General features: G+C 52.9%; 16 protein-coding genes. 7 read left to right on the forward strand and 9 right to left on the reverse strand.

Features of this window, described 5'->3' with window-relative positions; translation table 11 throughout:
* Window positions 1-25: 25 nt before the first annotated feature.
* From EOV40_RS09115 to gluQRS, 3 genes are read right to left on the reverse strand one after another with little or no spacing between them, the layout of a single operon-like run.
* Window positions 26-1,231 carry a pyridoxal phosphate-dependent aminotransferase gene (locus tag EOV40_RS09115; protein ID WP_128105728.1) on the reverse strand — a complete coding sequence of 402 codons (1,206 nt, stop codon included), beginning with the start codon at window positions 1,229-1,231 and terminating at the stop codon, window positions 26-28.
* A 3-nt stretch (window positions 1,232-1,234) separates the two neighbouring features.
* Window positions 1,235-2,593, reverse strand: coding sequence for a pyridoxal phosphate-dependent aminotransferase (locus tag EOV40_RS09120; protein WP_208729146.1), 1,359 nt, complete (start codon window positions 2,591-2,593; stop codon window positions 1,235-1,237).
* Window positions 2,594-2,601: 8 nt separating this feature from the next.
* Window positions 2,602-3,513, reverse strand: coding sequence for a tRNA glutamyl-Q(34) synthetase GluQRS (gene gluQRS / locus EOV40_RS09125; protein WP_128105730.1), 912 nt, complete (start codon window positions 3,511-3,513; stop codon window positions 2,602-2,604).
* 192 nt (window positions 3,514-3,705) lie between these two features.
* Between gluQRS and EOV40_RS09130 the strand changes: the two genes are divergently transcribed.
* Window positions 3,706-4,269, forward strand: coding sequence for an HNH endonuclease (locus EOV40_RS09130; protein WP_050818347.1), 564 nt, complete (start codon window positions 3,706-3,708; stop codon window positions 4,267-4,269).
* Window positions 4,270-4,284: 15 nt separating this feature from the next.
* Here EOV40_RS09130 and EOV40_RS09135 read toward each other — a convergent pair whose 3' ends face one another.
* Together EOV40_RS09135 and EOV40_RS09140 are read right to left on the reverse strand one after the other, a co-directional pair.
* A complete protein-coding gene (locus tag EOV40_RS09135) occupies window positions 4,285-4,584 on the reverse strand; it encodes a hypothetical protein (RefSeq protein ID WP_003623170.1) in 300 nt (99 codons plus the stop codon).
* Between the two features lie 173 nt (window positions 4,585-4,757).
* Entirely contained in the window at window positions 4,758-4,970 is a 213-nt protein-coding gene (locus tag EOV40_RS09140) for a heavy-metal-associated domain-containing protein (RefSeq protein WP_003623174.1), read from the reverse strand.
* A 132-nt stretch (window positions 4,971-5,102) separates the two neighbouring features.
* Here EOV40_RS09140 and EOV40_RS09145 point away from each other — a divergent pair, with 132 nt between their 5' ends.
* A complete protein-coding gene (locus EOV40_RS09145; protein WP_128105731.1) occupies window positions 5,103-5,765 on the forward strand; it encodes a hypothetical protein in 663 nt (220 codons plus the stop codon).
* A 21-nt stretch (window positions 5,766-5,786) separates the two neighbouring features.
* Here EOV40_RS09145 and hpnR read toward each other — a convergent pair whose 3' ends face one another.
* Complete coding sequence (gene hpnR / locus EOV40_RS09150; RefSeq protein WP_050818349.1) at window positions 5,787-7,346, reverse strand: hopanoid C-3 methylase HpnR; 1,560 nt, start codon at window positions 7,344-7,346, stop codon at window positions 5,787-5,789.
* Window positions 7,347-7,609: 263 nt separating this feature from the next.
* The gene (ndk, locus tag EOV40_RS09155; RefSeq protein WP_035362113.1) at window positions 7,610-8,032 is read right to left on the reverse strand and encodes a nucleoside-diphosphate kinase; all 423 of its coding nucleotides are present in this window, start codon (window positions 8,030-8,032) and stop codon (window positions 7,610-7,612) included.
* A gap of 135 nt (window positions 8,033-8,167) precedes the next feature.
* Here ndk and abc-f point away from each other — a divergent pair, with 135 nt between their 5' ends.
* The 5 genes from abc-f to EOV40_RS09180 all read left to right on the forward strand — a co-directional run bounded on the left by abc-f (window position 8,168) and on the right by EOV40_RS09180 (window position 13,980).
* Entirely contained in the window at window positions 8,168-10,057 is a 1,890-nt protein-coding gene (gene abc-f, locus EOV40_RS09160) for a ribosomal protection-like ABC-F family protein (RefSeq protein ID WP_128105732.1), read from the forward strand.
* 184 nt (window positions 10,058-10,241) lie between these two features.
* The gene (locus tag EOV40_RS09165; RefSeq protein ID WP_128105733.1) at window positions 10,242-11,363 is read left to right on the forward strand and encodes an AI-2E family transporter; all 1,122 of its coding nucleotides are present in this window, start codon (window positions 10,242-10,244) and stop codon (window positions 11,361-11,363) included.
* Window positions 11,364-11,438: 75 nt separating this feature from the next.
* Window positions 11,439-12,116: a response regulator transcription factor gene (locus tag EOV40_RS09170; RefSeq protein ID WP_128105734.1), complete on the forward strand. Its 678-nt coding sequence runs from the start codon at window positions 11,439-11,441 to the stop codon at window positions 12,114-12,116.
* A 111-nt stretch (window positions 12,117-12,227) separates the two neighbouring features.
* Window positions 12,228-13,109 (forward strand): sensor histidine kinase, encoded by an 882-nt coding sequence (locus EOV40_RS09175; RefSeq protein WP_128105735.1) that lies wholly within the window; start codon window positions 12,228-12,230, stop codon window positions 13,107-13,109.
* Window positions 13,110-13,269: 160 nt separating this feature from the next.
* On the forward strand, window positions 13,270-13,980 hold the full coding sequence (locus EOV40_RS09180; protein ID WP_050820246.1) for an SIMPL domain-containing protein: 711 nt from the start codon (window positions 13,270-13,272) through the stop codon (window positions 13,978-13,980).
* A gap of 68 nt (window positions 13,981-14,048) precedes the next feature.
* Here EOV40_RS09180 and infC read toward each other — a convergent pair whose 3' ends face one another.
* A complete protein-coding gene (gene infC, locus EOV40_RS09185; protein ID WP_035351884.1) occupies window positions 14,049-14,585 on the reverse strand; it encodes a translation initiation factor IF-3 in 537 nt (178 codons plus the stop codon).
* Window positions 14,586-14,741: 156 nt separating this feature from the next.
* Window positions 14,742-16,673 carry a threonine--tRNA ligase gene (gene thrS, locus EOV40_RS09190; protein ID WP_050818353.1) on the reverse strand — a complete coding sequence of 644 codons (1,932 nt, stop codon included), beginning with the start codon at window positions 16,671-16,673 and terminating at the stop codon, window positions 14,742-14,744.
* Window positions 16,674-16,702 lie beyond the last annotated feature (29 nt).

A 16,702-nucleotide genomic window follows, 5' to 3' on the forward strand; every position in this document is an offset into this window, starting at 1 on the left:
AAGCCTGCGTTTTTACTTAAAAGCCTTACTGCAAGCCTTCTACAAACTGAGCAATACGCTGGCAGGCCTCTTGCAGTGTTTCATCTGCCGTTGCGCAGGACAGGCGCAAATAAGGTGAATGCCCAAAGGCGCTTCCCGGCACGGTGGCTACAAAAGCCTCTTCCAGCAAGGCCAGTGCAAAGTCATGGTCTGTTTCCAGCCGTTTGCCTGCTGCTGTCGTGCGGCCAAGGCACCCAGCAACACCCGGATACGCATAAAACGCACCATCTGGCATAGCACAGGTAAAGCCCGGAATAGCGCGCAAGGCTTCCACCACCATCCGGCGGCGGCGGCCATATGTTGCCACCATTTCCTGCACCAGATCTGCCGGGCCATCCAAGGCAGCAGCAGCTGCTGCCTGCGCTATGGAACACACACCAGACGTGGCATTGCCCTGAACACCCCGCATGGTGGCAATAAGATCTGCCGGACCACCCGCAAAACCAACGCGCCAGCCTGTCATGGCATACGCTTTGGAAACACCGTTGAGGGTAATGGTACGGTCTTTCAGATCAGGCGCAACCGCCGCGATGGATGCTGATTTTGCACCATCAAACACCAGATGTTCGTAAATCTCATCTGAAAGTATCCAGATATCTGGATACTGCCGTAGCACTTCCGCAATAGCGCGCAGATCCTCCGCTGAGCACACACCACCTGTTGGGTTATTGGGGAAGTTCAGCACCACCCAACGCGTGCGAGGTGTTAGCACTTTTGCCAGTTCATCTGCCTTCAGGCGAAAGCCGTCTTCCTCCCGGCAGGAAACATAAACAGGCGTGCCACCAAACATACGGGCAATAAGCGGATAGCTCACCCAGTAAGGTGTGGGCACCACCACTTCATCACCCGCATTCAGCGTGGCCATGAACGCATTAAAAATAACCTGCTTGCCACCGTTGGAGACCATAATCTCCTCCGGCTTGTAATCCAGCCCATTTTCACGCGTAAACTTGCGGGCAATGGCCGCCTTAAGTGCAGGCGTGCCATCTACGGGTGGATATTTGGTCTGCCCGGCCAAGGCTGCCTGATGGGCAGCCTCCACCACGGCAGGCGGCGTGGCAAAATCCGGCTCCCCCAACGCAAGGGAGATAACGGGCTTGCCCTCCGCCTTAAGGGCGCGTGCACGGCGTGCCATTTCAATAGTGGCAGGCGCAGGCAAACCTTTTAGTCTGTTCGCAAAAGACCGCGCCATATTTTACAGCAGCCCTTTGCAAAAACGTTGAATACGCGTGCAGGCTTCTCGCAGGCTATCTGTATCGGTTGCATAGGAAATACGGATATGGCCGGGGAACATGAAGGCCGAACCATGCACGGCAGCAACGCCTTCTTCTTCCAGAAGGGCTGTTACAAAATCTTCATCCGTTTCCAGCTTTTTGCCGCCCGGAGATGTTTTGCCCAAACATTTTTCCACCGACGGGAACACATAGAATGCACCTTGTGGCATATCGCATTCCATCCCTTCGGCTTCATTCAGCATGGAAACAACCATGTCACGCCGCCCCTGATAGGTGGCAACCATTTCCTGAATAAAGTCCTGCGGGCCGGTGAGTGCTTCCACAGCCGCAGCCTGCGCGATGGAACAGGTGTTGGAGGTGGACTGCCCCTGCAGTTTGTTCATGGCTTTTGTCAGTTCCACCGGAGCGCCAGAAAAACCAATACGCCAGCCTGTCATGGCATACGCCTTGGAAACGCCATTCATGGTAACGGTGCGGCTACGCAGCAGCGGCTCCACTTCCACAAAGGTGGCGGGGCGGAAACCATCGTAAACCAGCTTGGCGTAGATATCGTCTGTAAAGATCCACACATGCGGGTGGCGAAGCAGAACATCACACAGCGGGCGCAGATCTTCGGCTGAATAGGCAACACCTGTTGGGTTACAGGGTGAATTCAGGAAAAACCATTTTGTGCGTGGTGTAATAGCGGCTTCCAGCTGTTCTGCCGTAATCCGAAAACCATTTTCACGTTTGCAGGGCACAATAATAGGTGTGCCTTCTGCCAGCGTGACAATATCGGGGTAAGAAACCCAGCAAGGTGCCGGAATAATGGCCTCATCACCCGGGTTAAGGGTGGACATCATGGCATTGTAGATAATCTGCTTGCCGCCAGTGGAAACAATAACTTCCTCTGGCGTGTAATCCAGACCACTATCAAGCTTAAAGCGCTCTGCTACAGCCTTACGCAGTTCTGGCGTGCCAGCAACATCAGTATAACGGGTCTGGCCGTTTTCAATTGCCTTGGCCGCTGCGCGGGAGATGTTTTCGGGCGTGCGAAAATCTGGCTCACCGGCAGAAAGGCTGATGATATTCCGGCCTTCGGCTTTGAGTGCGCGGGCCCGTGTCGAAATGACAATCGTCTGGCTCGGGCTGATCCTGTTCATGCGGTCAGCAACAATGCTCATGGTTCTCTTACTTTCCGACACTATGTTTTTCATGCCAATAACCAGGACATCACCCATGCCCCAGAAACAGACATTTGGTTCTGGGGCGGCACAGTAATCCTGTTCGGCCTCTGGCGGAACCGGAGATTTCTCATACGCCGCGTTTTTTGTACGCAATTCAGGGTTTATCTCTCAAAAATATGAGGGAAACCCGCTTTGCAACGCACATCTTCCGCCGAAAGACCAGCTTCACGCATAGCGCGCACAGCCAATGCCCCATCCCGCTTGGCCAATCTGCGCCCTTCTGCGTTACACAATAGAGGGTGAAAACTGTATAACGGCACGCTCCACCCCATAAGTGTTTGCAATACCCGATGCAGATCTGTTGCTGGCCGTAAATCTTCCCCTCGCGTTACCAGCGTAACACCTTGGGCTGCATCATCATGCGTCACGCAGAGATGGTAGGATGCGGGAATATCCTTGCGCGCAAGAACCACATCCCCAAACAATTCAGGATGACACACAACTGTTCCGCGCTCTTGATCCTGATACGTTAATGGTCCGCCTTGTGTGTGCTGATGCACCCATTGCAAGGCTTTACCCATATCCAGCCGCAGCACGTGGTGCAGCCCTTGGCTAATACGATCCTGCCGTTCCTGATCTGAAAGATGGCGGCACGTTCCGGGGTAACACAAACTACCATCTGGAGCCGTATGAGGTGCTGAGAATATGGCAGCACTTTCACGCATGATATCAGACCGCGTGCAAAAACAGGGATACAGCACCCCCATTGCATTCAATGTTGCCAACGTAGCCTGATACGCTGGCATATTGGCTGATTGCCTTAAAACGGGCCGCCCAGAGTGCAACCCCAACCATTCCAGATCTTCCAGAATGGCGGGAATAAATGCAGGTTTGCAGCGTTGGATATCAATGTCCTCCAGCCGCACAAACCATTCTCCATCCGGCTGCGCCTTTTGCCAGCCATACAAAGCCGAGGCCACATGCCCCAGATGCAGAAAGCCCGTGGGGCTGGGGGCAAAGCGTGTGATCCATCGCGCAGGATTTATTTGACTATTATGTAATAAATTGTTCATGTTTTTCGTGAAACTATTACTAAAATCTAAAAAGAGGCACCAAACAGACAGCCGTTTTGTTGCCTCCCTCCAGAACCTCTGCAATACTGCATGCAGTAATTACCTCGACGACGCACCTTTTGCAGGCAATCGGCTCCGAGTTTTACGATCGCAGAAAGATGCGCCCTCGAAGATAAGCCGAGGAGACAAGTCTTGCCTGACGGTAGTACCCTCAACTTTCCTGCATTGGTTCTCAATGCAGATTTCCGGCCTCTCTCCTACTACCCTCTTTCCCTATGGGCATGGCAGGATGCCATTAAAGCTGTGTGGCTGGATCGGGTTTCTGTGCTGAGTGAATACGATACCGAAGTTCATTCTCCGCATCATACTATCCGCCTCCCCAGTGTGATTGCCTTAAAAGATTATATTCCAGCAGCACGTAAGCCAGCCTTCACCCGCTTTAATGTTTTTCTGCGTGATAATTTTTCCTGCCAGTATTGTGGTGAACGCCACCCTACGCAGGAACTCACGTTTGATCACGTTATCCCACGTTGCAAAGGTGGCAAAACAAGCTGGGAAAATATTGTAACCGCATGCGGATGCTGCAATCTGCGCAAAGGTTCGCACCTTCCGCATGTTATTGGCATGTTGCCGCGGCATCGGCCAGAACGCCCCTCATCCTGGCAGTTGCAGGAAAACGGGCGTGCCTTTCCGCCTAACTACCTGCATGAGAGCTGGCGCGATTATCTGTATTGGGACACTGAACTGGAAAACTGATCAGGCAGCCGCTTTTCAGCGCGTATAGCTGTAGCCGTATTCATCTGCCAGTTTCTGAAGATCCGGGGCATCTTTCAGGTTCAGCGGAATCGGCTTTGCGTTTTTCTCACCAAACATAAAGCCGTGGTTGGTCATACGCTGGCATGTATTGGCAGCAAGCGGAAAGCTAAGATACATCGGCCCGGCCATTTGCTTGCGCAGGCAGGTAATATCCGTATCAACCAATGGCAGACGCCCAACCTCGGAAGAGCAGCCACCCAGCAGGGCTAGGCCTACCGCTACAAACCCAAGGCGTAATGTATTTTTCATCTGCATAACGGATCAGCCACCTTGCTTCAGCATATCTTGCAGCGGCTGCTGGCCGCGCTGATGTGTCATTCGGAAATATGCATACTGCCAGTTTCTACCTACCTCAGCTAGACAGGGAACATCACGCCCCCTGTCTGCCAGCCGCATGGCAGAACCGGCTTAAATACCAAGATCCGCTTTTAGCTTACTTCGTAGCCTGCGCCACGGATTGCGTTCTGCAGGGAAGAAACGCCAGCCCGAGTTGGATCATACGTTACTTTCACTTCACGCGTTGCCAGATTAACATCTGTGGCTTCTACACCATCAATAGCAGCAAGGGCGCGCTTGATAGCAGACACACAGCCATCGCACGACATACCATCCACCATAAAGCTTGCTGTGGTTTGGGTCATTTATCTGTACCTTTCTTAAATAACATATTTACGCCGCATCATACGTTGCGCGCCTTATAGCGCAGCTCTGGCCCAGACGGAATAAGCATATAGGCAGTCTGCCATCCTGCATTCTCATGCTATATTGCGTGCATGAGCAGCCTTTCCGCGCCTTCTGGCCCCAGCAAAATGCACAACACCTCAACTCAGTGGCGGGATACGCCGCTCCACCGTCTGATGCTGGCAACACTTATAGAAAAGCTGGAAAACAGACTGCTTGCCAACCCCAGCGCCACACGTGTGCTGGAACAGTGGATAAATACTTACAATCTGGCGCCGGATAACAACTTACATGCCCACCGCCAAACGGAAGGCAGTACGCCCTGCCCGCCATTCCTGCTGAAAACGCTATTGGGCGCTTCTGATACGCAAACAGAGGATGTACATTACAGGAAAGTGCAGCTTACCGCACATGGGAAGGTTTTTTCAGAAGCCGAAAACTGGTACGTTCCGGCAAGATTATCCCCGGAAATGGCTACACAGTTGAACACAACAGATAAGCCCTTTGGGCTTGTTGTGGCGGCCCTTAACTTTTCCCGACAACTCATCAAACGGGAAAGTTTGTGGTTCCCTCTTCCTGAACATTGGGAGCGGAATGGGATACCTGCAGGTTCTGACCGACCTATTGACCTGCCACCCTACCTCTTCCGCCATATGGCAGTGTTGCGCGCGCAAACAGGCCAAGCCTTTTGTGTGGTGATTGAAACCTACACCACAGAAACCCTAAGGCTTCCGCCGCCAGCCTTGCCAGCATAGACGGAAACCTTAGTTTATTTTTTACGCTTCGGCGTCAGCCTCTGCGCATTCACCCATACGGGTTGTATCTACAAATTTTTCAGTCGCATCATCCAGCGCGCGGGTTTTACGCCCACCGGGACCATGCACGTACAGGTCTTTCTTGTTCAGCTTGGTCACGGCATCAGGCTGCACAGGCATCAGATACCGTGCAGGACGCTGATGATCCGCCAGCTGAAGTTTGGGGTTGAAGACCGAATTGAACTTCCAGAGCATTTTTACAAAGTTGGTCTGGCCATTGCGTAGCAGACGCGCCGCAATACCTGCGGTGTCTTTCAGCGCTTCCCAACCCATGTGCTTGGTATTGAGCACCTGCTGGGTTTTTACCAGCTCTTCGTAAAACTCTGGCAGCGGCAACGTGGTGGGCAGCACGGCATGCTGAATATCGAACAAACGATAATCCCGCGTTGTCAGGCGGCGTGCTTCCTTGTGCCAGATTTCTGTGCCCGGATACGGCGTGGTGACAGAAATGTTCACGATATCCGGGATTTCCAGACACCACTGGCGCACCGTTTCAAAGCGCTTCCGATCCCATGAAGGATCAGCAATGATGTTAATGGCAACAATCAAGCCCAGAGAACGTGCGTATTCCAACGCTTCAAAGTTTTTATCCAGAGAAACGCGCTTACGGAACTGCTTCAGGCCTTCTTCATCCACAGCTTCCATGCCGATGAAGATGTAGGAAAGCCCGATTTCACTCCAGACCTTAAACACTTCCTTGTTGCGCAGCAGCACGTCTGCACGCGTTTCAAGGTAGTATTCCTTTTTAATGCCACGCTTCTTGATTTCGTTGGCAATGGCCATGCCGTGCTCTTCATGCACGAAGGCCACATCATCCACGATAAAGATGCCGGGTTCCTTAATTTCCTCCAGCTCATCCGCAATCACCTGCGGGCTGGCTGTGCGGTAGGAACGGCCATAGAATGTCCAAGCAGAACAGAATGTACAATCCCACGGGCAGCCACGTGCAAATTCGATAGAGGCTGCCGGGTCCAGCGTGCCAATAAAGTATTTGTTGCGATGGCGCAGAAGATCACGCGCCGGGCGCACCTGATCCAGAGATTCTACAAAAATAGGCGGCGGACCTTCACCATCCTTGGTGATAACGCCGGGCACTTCCAAGATATCTTTGCCATTCTGCACGGCATCCAGCAGCAGCCCAACCGTGGCGTCGCCTTCACCTTTCAGAATGCAGTTGATGGTACCTTCAGAAAGTTCCAGCACATCCTTTGCAATAAAGGATACGGAATGCCCGCCTACAAACTGGAAGATATTGGGGTTGCGGTAGCGGGTTTCGCGGCACAGATCCAGAATTTCTGGCACGTTTGCCAGATAGTTGCCGGAGTAACACACCACATCGGGCTGAAACTCATCCAGCATTTTCCAGTAATCTTCATGCGTTTCAGCCTGAAGATCCAAAAGCTGTACATCATGCCCCGCACTGCGGGCCGCACCAGCCACCAGCTCCAGGCCAAGAGGCTCCAGACGGAGAAAGACCCGCGTGTACATCAGGGCGCTGGGGTGAACCGCCAGAACTTTCATGTCATTCCTTTTCGCTCGCAAAGCCAACAGCGCGCGGAGGCTTCCTCAACACGCAGCCGGAAAAATTCTTTGGATGCTTACATATTAGAGGAATGCTTATAGAGCAAATGTTAGGCGTGACCCCATCTTTGCAGCCACACCTCCCATGCAAAAGGTGCTTACCTCTTGCATACTGCGCCCAATAAGCCGGCCGCAGCAATATATATTTATATAGCTCTGGCTGGCAGCCTAGGCACCAGCCAGAGTAAATCCGAAAAAACGGATCAGGGCAGGATTTCGGTTTCCGCAAAGAAGAAGCGGATTTCGTTCGCTGCGTTTTCTGCGCTGTCGGAACCATGCACGGAGTTTGCTTCAATGCTTTCAGCAAACTGAGCGCGGATGGTGTTGGGTTCAGCCTTTTTGGGGTCTGTTGCGCCCATCACTTCACGGTTTTTGGCAACTGCGTTGTCACCTTCCAGAACCTGCACCACAACCGGGCCGGAGATCATGAAGGACACCAGATCGTTATAGAACGGGCGTTCTTTGTGCACTTCGTAAAATGCGCCAGCCTGAGCCGGAGAGAGCTGAATGCGCTTCTGGGCAACAATGCGCAGACCTGCATCTTCAAACACGGCATTGATCTTGCCGGTCAGGTTGCGACGGGTTGCGTCTGGCTTGATAATGGATAGCGTACGTTCTTTAGCCATTGGGTTTCTCCTGTTTTCTGGCATACCAGCACCATAAGGGTGGCAGCCGTAGCGCACCATCTAGAGCATATCGGCGCGGGCTGGTAGGTACCATGCCGGATGTAATGCACGATTCATAAAGAAACGAGAGTTGCGTTGAGCCTTCTTGTCATATCCGATCTTACCCTGCGTATGGCAGGCCGCACCCTTCTGGACCAGGCTAACCTGTCTATAGAACCCGGGCGCAAGGTGGGCCTTATCGGGCGCAATGGGGCCGGAAAATCCACCCTATTGGCCGCAATTGCGGGCGATATTTCCCCAGATGGTGGTGAAATTCGCCTGTCCGCCCGCGCCCGTATGGCACGCGTAAAGCAGGAAGCCCCGGCAGATGGCGCATCGCTTCTGGATACCGTGCTGGCCGGTGATACCGAACGCAGCACCCTTCTGGCAGAAGCCGAAACAGCAACCGACCCCGTACGTATTACGGAAATACATGAGCGCCTACGCGCCATACGTGCAGATAGCGCACCAGCACGCGCGGCCTCTGTTCTCGCTGGGTTAGGGTTTAATGCGGCCGCACAGGCTCGCCCTGTTTCAGACTTTTCCGGCGGTTGGCGCATGCGTGTTTCCCTCGCTACAGCCCTGTTTCTTGAACCAGATTTGCTGCTGCTGGACGAGCCCACCAACCATTTGGACTTGGAAGCCACCCTTTGGCTGGAAGATTGGCTACGCCGATTCGCTGGAGCTGCACTGATTGTCAGCCATGATAGGGGGCTGCTGGATTCCTGCGTGGATGCCATTGCGCATCTGGACCACGGCAAGCTCAGCCTAACGCCGGGTGGATACGAAAATTTTGTGCGCATTCGTACCGAGCAAGCCTTACAGCAGGCCCGGCAGGTTGAAAAAATTGCGGCCCAGCGGGCTCATATGCAGTCCTTTGTGGATAGATTTCGAGCCAAGGCCACCAAAGCCAAGCAGGCACAGGCCCGCCTGAAAGCTTTGGAAAAACTGCCCGTTATCGAATCCGTAGTGGAAGAAACGCCCGCGCACTTTTCATTCCCCGAACCCGAGCAGCTTCCCCCTCCCATTCTGACCATGAACCGTGCCAGCGTGGGGTATGATGGCAAACCTGTGCTCAGCAATCTTTCCCTCCGGCTGGATATGGATGATCGCATTGCCCTGCTTGGCGCCAACGGCAACGGTAAATCCACCTTTGCCAAGCTTCTTGCTGGCAGGCTGGAACCACTATCTGGCACGGTAGAGCGAAACCCACGGCTTAAAATTGGGTATTTTGCCCAGCATCAAGCAGAAGAACTGCGCCTGAACGAAACACCTATAGACCACATGGCGCGTGCCCTACCCAAAGCCACACCTCCGGTTGTGCGTGCCCAGTTGGCACGCTTTGGGCTGGATGCAGAACGCGCTGAAACAGCGGTAAAAGACCTTTCGGGCGGAGAAAAAGCACGCCTGCTGCTGGCTTTGGCAACGCGAGATGCCCCACAACTTCTGCTGTTGGACGAACCCACCAACCATCTAGATCTAGATGCGCGCGATGCGCTTATTCGTGCACTGGCAGATTATGAAGGTGCTGTGGTTCTGATCAGCCATGATCCACATCTGGTTGAGCTTGTGGCGGATCGGCTATGGTTGGTAGGCGATGGCAAGATCACTCCGTTTGAAGGTGATATGGCGGAATACCGCGCGTGGTTGATTGAACACAACCGCGCAGCAAACCGCCCCAAACAGGACACTACGGCCCAGCCAAGCCGCAAGGATGACAGGCGTGAGCGCGCAGAAGCCCGCAAGGCCCTAGCCCCTTTGCGCAAGGTTATCAAAGACGCCGAAGCACGCCTTGCCAAACTGGCGCAGGAACAGCAGAAAATTGAAGCCAGCCTGGCTGATCCCGCTTTGTATAGCGAAGGAAAAACGCAGGACCTCACGCGCCTGAACACACGCCTTGCTGCCCTTAAAAAAGAACAGGAAGAAGTGGAAGAACGCTGGCTGGCCGCCGAAGCTGAAATGGAAGAAGCCGCCAACGAGGCCTGACCTCCAAACTGGCGTGAGGCATTTTTGCCAATGCGCCAGTTTTTTGTGTCTGACTTTTCAGAATTTTCTTCTCAGATCATGAGACACATGGATAAGAATACATCTCAAACGCAGTAGCACTGCCTCTTTGTCTTACCCTTCCAAACATTCCAGCCTCAAACAGCATTCCGAAAGACATTTGCGCATGCCTTCAGATACCCATTCTCCTGCCACTCCCCTTGCTGGCGGGCCGTATGAAGGCAAGCCGCATTCGGCAGATTGGCTACAATCCATTTCCAGAATCCTGCGCATGACCTTCAGCGGCGCTGTTATTGCGCTGGTTGTTTGGTTGATGGGCGATGTGCTGATGGTGGTGTTTGCATCAGTGCTTTGTGCTGTCGTGCTGCATGGGCTGTCTAAAATTCTGGTGCGCCACCTTCGGCTGCCATATGGGTGGGCGCTTAGTGCTGTTATCTGCGGATTAATTGGCAGTGCTGTCTTTTTGGTCTGGAACAGCGGGCCAGCCATGATCAGTGAAGCCCTGCGCCTGCAAGATGCCTTGCGCCAGCAGGAAACGGCACTGCGCAGCACCCTGCAAAGCACGCCCACGGGCCAAATGATCCTGAACTATCTCCCTGCCTCTTTAGGTGGCCATCAGGCTGGCGGGGGAGATACCAGCAGCCTTGCTTCTCTTGGTTCCCGCATTGCCGGGTCCATGACAGGCATTCTGGGGTCTGCTTTTGGGGCTATTGGCACATTGCTGGTCGTGCTGATTGCCGGGTTGTATTTTGCAATGTCTCCGGCTGTTTACGCCAATGGCTTTTTGCGGTTGGTGCCTGTTTCCAAACGCCCCAAAGTGCGCGATCTCCTACTTAGAGCCGGGCAGACACTTTGGGCATGGGTTGCCGGGCAATCTTTAGACATGCTGGTGGTTGGCACGCTTTCTGGCCTTGGCCTGTGGTTTATTGGCGTGCCTTTGGCGCTGGCGCTGGGTGTGCTTGCCGGGCTGTGTAATTTTATCCCGTATATTGGCGCCATTATGGGGGCTGTTCCTGCGTTACTGCTGGCTCTTTCTCTGGGCACGCGGGAAACCATTATGGTGGCTGTGCTTTATAGCGTGATCCAGTTTTTAGAAGGTAATGTGCTGGCCCCGGTTATTCAGCGCCACGCCGTGCAAATGCCCCCTGCCCTTACAGTGCTATCACAGACCCTCTTTGGCGCCATCTTGGGGTTTCCGGGCCTGATTTTTGCCTCTCCACTTACGGCTGTATTGATGGCAACGCTGGATGGCCTCACCCCCAAGTTAGACGAAAAAGATCAGATTTAAACGCGGGCAGTGACATGATTGTATAATTATCGTAAGGTTTTGGTAATACGCTCTGGATAATGTAAGGTCTGGATCATGCGCGTTCTTCTTGTTGAAGACGATCAAACAGTTCGCAATTTTGTTGCCAAAGGCCTTGCAGAAGCCGGACACCTGGTTGAGCAGGCTGAAGATGGCAAAAGCGGCTTATCTCTGGCTGCTAGCGAAAAGTTTGATGTCATTATTTTAGATCGCATGCTGCCGGGTGGTGTAGAGGGCCTTCACATCCTGCAAACATTGCGAAATCAAAACAACACAACCCCCGTGCTGCTTCTTTCCGCTTTAGCAGATGTAGATGAAAAAGTGGCCGGCCTGAAAGCCGGTGGGGATGATTATGTTACAAAGCCTTTTTCATTTTCTGAACTTCAGGCCCGTCTGGAAGCACTGGTCCGCCGCAACAGAAACGAGGCCCAACCCCAGACGCGCCTTATAATTGGAGATCTGGAAATAGATCTGCTCTCGCGCAATGTAAGGCGCGCTGGGCAGAAAATTGACTTGCAGCCGCGTGAATTCCGCCTCTTGGAATTTTTGATGCGTCATGCCGGTCAGGTTGTTACGCGTACTATGCTGCTTGAAGGGGTGTGGGATTACCATTTTGACCCCCAGACAAACGTGATCGACGTACATATTTCGCGTCTGCGCCAGAAAATAGATAAACCCTTTCAGCGCGCCCTTGTGCATACCATCCGCAATGCTGGGTATATGCTGCAAGAATGAATTAAGTGGCACCAAAGGATTAAAGGGAGAAATCCTTTTACCACGGTTTGATTGGATCAGCCGGAACTTGAGGCTTTAATCTCTACAAGCTGGGTAGGAATGATCCGCAAAATGGTCCATCGCATTCTTCATTTCCTCCACCAGACCACCAACGCAATTATGCACGGTGATCTTTCTCAGCGTATTCCACTGACTGGAAATGAAGATAAAAGCGATGAGGTTGCCACCGCCATAAATGCCATGCTGGATGGTATCAGCCAGCAAATGGATGGCATAAGGCAAACTTCCAACGCCATCGCGCATGATCTGCGTGCACCCATTGCGCGCGCGCGCGCTGAACTGGAAGATGCCGTTGCACACGCACATACTGAGGTGGCACTACGCACAACCATTGACCACGCTATTGCGCATCTTGATCATGTTACCAGCATTTGTGATGCCTTATTACGTATCGCGCAGATAGAAACTGGAAGCCGCCATTCTGCTTTTACATGGTTTGATCTGATACCAGCCCTACAGGACATTCTGGAACTTTACGCTGCCGTTGCAGAAGACCGGGAGATAACAATTAAGACCAATTTTCCCGAAAAACTTCCATTTTATGGTGATCGCGCCATGCTTCAGCAGGCTATGGCCAATATGCTGGACAATGCCATTAAATTTTCCCCTGCCCAAAGCCTCATTACTTGCTCTGCACAGGTTCTTTCACCAAAACGCCATTCAAAAAATGGTGGCACCATACAGCTTAGCATAGCAGATCGCGGTCTCGGCATGACACCGGAAGACATGGCACATGCCACAAAACGTTTCTTTCGGGCAGAACAGTCACGCCATATTGCTGGCTCGGGCCTTGGGCTTTCTGTTGTGCAGGCTATTGTGCAACTGCATGATGGCCAACTCCATCTAGCCGATAACAATCCGGGCTTGATCGTACGTATTGATATGCCCTTACCCCGCACAGAAAGTGACAACGTAACGGAAATAAACCGTTAATCTACGTTTTCGACACAACTTTTTCTTTGCGGCAGATATATACCCCTCTGCCTTGAACTTGCCTCACTGATGGATTGTTATCTTAACAGCAAGCATTCACCCGTTGTGGCAGCCTGCGTTATTTTATCAGGCTACTGATCTTAAAAGGAAACATATCCTGATGCGTTTTTATTCTCGTTCCATTCTGAGCCTGCTTTCCGCAAGCTCCTGCGCATTCATGGCACTGCTCCCTGCAGCTCATGCAGAAGATACAAACACCTTTACCAAGCTTGAACTCTCTGCTTCTGGCACAACAGATGCAGCGCCAGACCAGCTGACTGCTACATTCCGGGCAGAAGCACGCAATAAAAATGCGGCAACTGCTCAGCAGGCTGTCAATGCACTGGTGCAGAAAATTACTGAACAGACAGGCAAAAATGATGCCGTGCAGTTAGCGGTAACTGGATACGATGTTTCTGAAACACGCCCAGACAAAGACCCCGCTTTTTGGACAGCCACCCAAAGGTTGAGCCTAAAAGCCCAGAATGGCAACGCACTCCTCCCCTTAGCCGGGCAGTTGCAAGCGAATGGCCTTATTCTGGAAAGTCTGGATTGGTCTATTTCTGATGATAAACGAGACGCCTTGCTTCTGGATGCTGAAAAGAACGCTATTGCCGAGCTTAAAAAGCAGGCAGATACGGTAGCATCATCTCTGGGCTTGCATGTCGTGCGTTTTTCAAACGTAACCATGTCTGAAAACCCAATCATGCGCCCCATGCCTATGATGATGTCTATGGCTCGCAGCGCAGATGCCCCGGCAGCCCCATCCAGCACAGCACAAACCCAGCACGTTCGCGCAAACGCGCACGCAACTATCCTGCTTGGTCCGTAAAACAGAAAACCCCTGCCTCCTTAATAAGGAGGCAGGGGTTTTTCCGGAAATCAGACTGAAAGCACGGTTTAGCGCGGGGCCAGAACCATGATCATCTGGCGGTTTTCAAGGCGTGGCATCTGCTCCACCTTGGCAACCTCATCCATTTCGCCACGAATGCGTTCCAGAACCTTAATACCCAGTTCCTGATGCGCCATTTCACGACCACGGAAGCGCAGCGTAACCTTTACCTTATCACCTTCACCAATAAAGGTTTTCACAGCACGCATTTTAACCTGGTAGTCATTTTCGTCGATATTCGGACGAACCTTGACTTCCTTGATTTCAATGACCTTCTGCTTCTTCTTGGCTTCGTTACGCTTTTTCTGCTGTTCGTATTTGAACTTGCCGTAATCAAGAATCTTGGCAACAGGCGGCTCAGCATTCGGGCTTATTTCTAGAAGATCCAACCCAACACTATACGCTTTTGCCAAAGCATCGCGCACGGTCATGATACCGGCCATTTCGCCATTTTCATCAATAAGGCGAACCTGCGGCACACGGATTTCTTCATTCACTCGCGGCCCTTCTCGGCTGGGCGGCGCGGGATACGGTGATCTGGCTATGGTCGGCTCCTGTAGTACATTTCAATAACTTGCAGACACACCTCTTCAGGTGCTTCTGCCTATCGTTAGTATGTGCGCAATTATCCGCGCTTTATCAAGCAGGGCAAGCACAAAAACATCTTCATTGCTGCCCTGCTGTAACAATAAAACTCTGCTTCACCCTTTTTTGCGCAAATCTGGCGGTGTTGCTTCGTTTTTCAGGCGCGTAACAGCCTCATCCAAACTCAGAGTCTCCTGCGCCTGCGTGCCAAGGCGGCGCATGGCAACAGTGCGTTCCTCTGCCTCACGCCGGCCAACCACCAGAATAACCGGAACACGGGCCACACTGTGCTCACGCACCTTGGCGTTGATCTTGTCATTCCGCACATCGGCTTCCACAGCCAACCCGGCTTCACGCAGGGCAGCAGCCACTTCCTCTGCATAAGGTGCGGCATCGCTTACAATAGAAGCCACAACCACCTGCACAGGCGCTAACCAAAGCGGGAAACGCCCTGCGTGCTGTTCGATCAGAATACCAAGGAAGCGTTCGAAAGAACCCAGAATGGCACGATGCAGCATAACGGGGCGATGCCGCCCGGAGTCTTCACCAATGTAGCTGGCATCGAGTCGTTCTGGCAGAACCAGATCAACCTGCAACGTACCGCACTGCCAATCACGCCCAATGGCATCACGCAGCACAAACTCAAGTTTGGGGCCGTAGAATGCACCTTCACCGGGGTTATGTTCGTATTCTACCCCAGCCACGGTGCAGGCTTCTTTCAGGGCATTTTCAGCCTTGTCCCATACCTCATCGCTGCCAGCACGCTGTTCTGGGCGATCAGCAAACTTTACACGCACATGCTCAAAGCCCAGATCCTGATACACATCGTGCAGCATCTTCACGAAACGCACAGTTTCATCTGCGATCTGGTCTTCGGTGCAGAAAATATGCGCATCATCCTGCGTAAAGCCGCGCACACGCATCAGGCCATGCAATGCGCCTGATGGTTCATAGCGATGGCAGGCACCAAATTCCGCCATACGCAGCGGCAGTTCACGATAAGAGCGCAGGCCGTGGCGGAAAATCTGCACATGGCACGGGCAGTTCATAGGCTTGAGTGCGAGTGTTTTATTCTCGTCCTCAACCGTCGCAATGAACATGTGGTGGCGGTATTTGTCCCAGTGTCCAGAAGCTTCCCACAGGGCACGGTCAACAAGCTGCGGTGTGCGTACTTCCTGATACCCGTGGCGTGTTTGGGCGCGGCGCATGTAATCCTGCAACGCGGTATAAAGCCGCCAGCCTTTGGCGTGCCAGAACACCTGCCCTACGGCTTCTTCCTGAAAATGGAACAGGCCCATTTCCTTGCCGATCCGGCGATGATCGCGCTTTTCTGCTTCTTCCAACTGGTGCAGGTGCGCATCCAGTTCCTTCTGATCGCGCCATGCCGTGCCGTACACACGGGTGAGCATGGGGTTACGGTGGTCCCCACGCCAATAGGCACCTGCCACCTTCATCAGCTTGAAAGCAGTGCCAACATCCTTGGTGGTGCGCAAATGTGGGCCACGACACAGATCCAGCCATTCACCCTGCCGATAAATGGAAATTTCTTCATCTTCCGGCAGATCGCGGATCAACTCGGCTTTGAACTTTTCACCACGCTCTTCAAAAAAGCGGATCGCATCATCGCGCTTCCAGACTTCACGCACAAAAGGCTCAGCCTTGGCGACAATTTCGCGCATCTTGGCTTCGATGGCCGCAAAGTCTTCCGGGGAGAACGGTTCGGAACGATAGAAATCGTAATAGAAGCCGTTTTCAATGGACGGGCCGATTGTAACCTGAGTGCCGGGATACAGCGCCTGCACGGCTTCTGCCAGCACATGGGCGGCATCGTGCCGGATAAGTTCCAGCGATTCCGGGTCCTTGCGGGTAATAAACCGCAGGGCAGCATCTTTGTTGATGGTCTGGCGGATATCGCACAGCTTTCCATCCACTTCCATGGCCAATGCGGCTTTGGCAAGACCGGGGCCGATAGCTTCCGCCACCGTCGTGCCTGTAACCGGCCCGTCAAAACTACGAACAGAACCGTCAGGCAAGGTAATGGCGGGCATGGTCAAAGGCTCCAGAAAAGAAAATCAGA

Source organism: Acetobacter oryzoeni, assembly GCF_004014775.2.
GTDB classification, from domain to species: domain Bacteria; phylum Pseudomonadota; class Alphaproteobacteria; order Acetobacterales; family Acetobacteraceae; genus Acetobacter; species Acetobacter oryzoeni.

Bases quoted from the DNA above. Each gene is read 5' to 3' on its own strand.
- EOV40_RS09115 (WP_128105728.1), bottom strand. From the start codon at position 1,231: ATGGCGCGGTCTTTTGCGAACAGACTAAAAGGTTTGCCTGCGCCTGCC.
- gluQRS (WP_128105730.1), bottom strand. From the start codon at position 3,513: ATGAACAATTTATTACATAATAGTCAAATAAATCCTGCGCGATGGATC.
- EOV40_RS09135 (WP_003623170.1), bottom strand. From the start codon at position 4,584: ATGCAGATGAAAAATACATTACGCCTTGGGTTTGTAGCGGTAGGCCTA.
- EOV40_RS09140 (WP_003623174.1), bottom strand. From the start codon at position 4,970: ATGACCCAAACCACAGCAAGCTTTATGGTGGATGGTATGTCGTGCGAT.
- EOV40_RS09145 (WP_128105731.1), top strand. From the start codon at position 5,103: ATGAGCAGCCTTTCCGCGCCTTCTGGCCCCAGCAAAATGCACAACACC.
- hpnR (WP_050818349.1), bottom strand. From the start codon at position 7,346: ATGAAAGTTCTGGCGGTTCACCCCAGCGCCCTGATGTACACGCGGGTC.
- ndk (WP_035362113.1), bottom strand. From the start codon at position 8,032: ATGGCTAAAGAACGTACGCTATCCATTATCAAGCCAGACGCAACCCGT.
- EOV40_RS09165 (WP_128105733.1), top strand. From the start codon at position 10,242: ATGCCTTCAGATACCCATTCTCCTGCCACTCCCCTTGCTGGCGGGCCG.
- EOV40_RS09170 (WP_128105734.1), top strand. From the start codon at position 11,439: ATGCGCGTTCTTCTTGTTGAAGACGATCAAACAGTTCGCAATTTTGTT.
- EOV40_RS09175 (WP_128105735.1), top strand. From the start codon at position 12,228: ATGGTCCATCGCATTCTTCATTTCCTCCACCAGACCACCAACGCAATT.
- EOV40_RS09180 (WP_050820246.1), top strand. From the start codon at position 13,270: ATGCGTTTTTATTCTCGTTCCATTCTGAGCCTGCTTTCCGCAAGCTCC.
- thrS (WP_050818353.1), bottom strand. From the start codon at position 16,673: ATGCCCGCCATTACCTTGCCTGACGGTTCTGTTCGTAGTTTTGACGGG.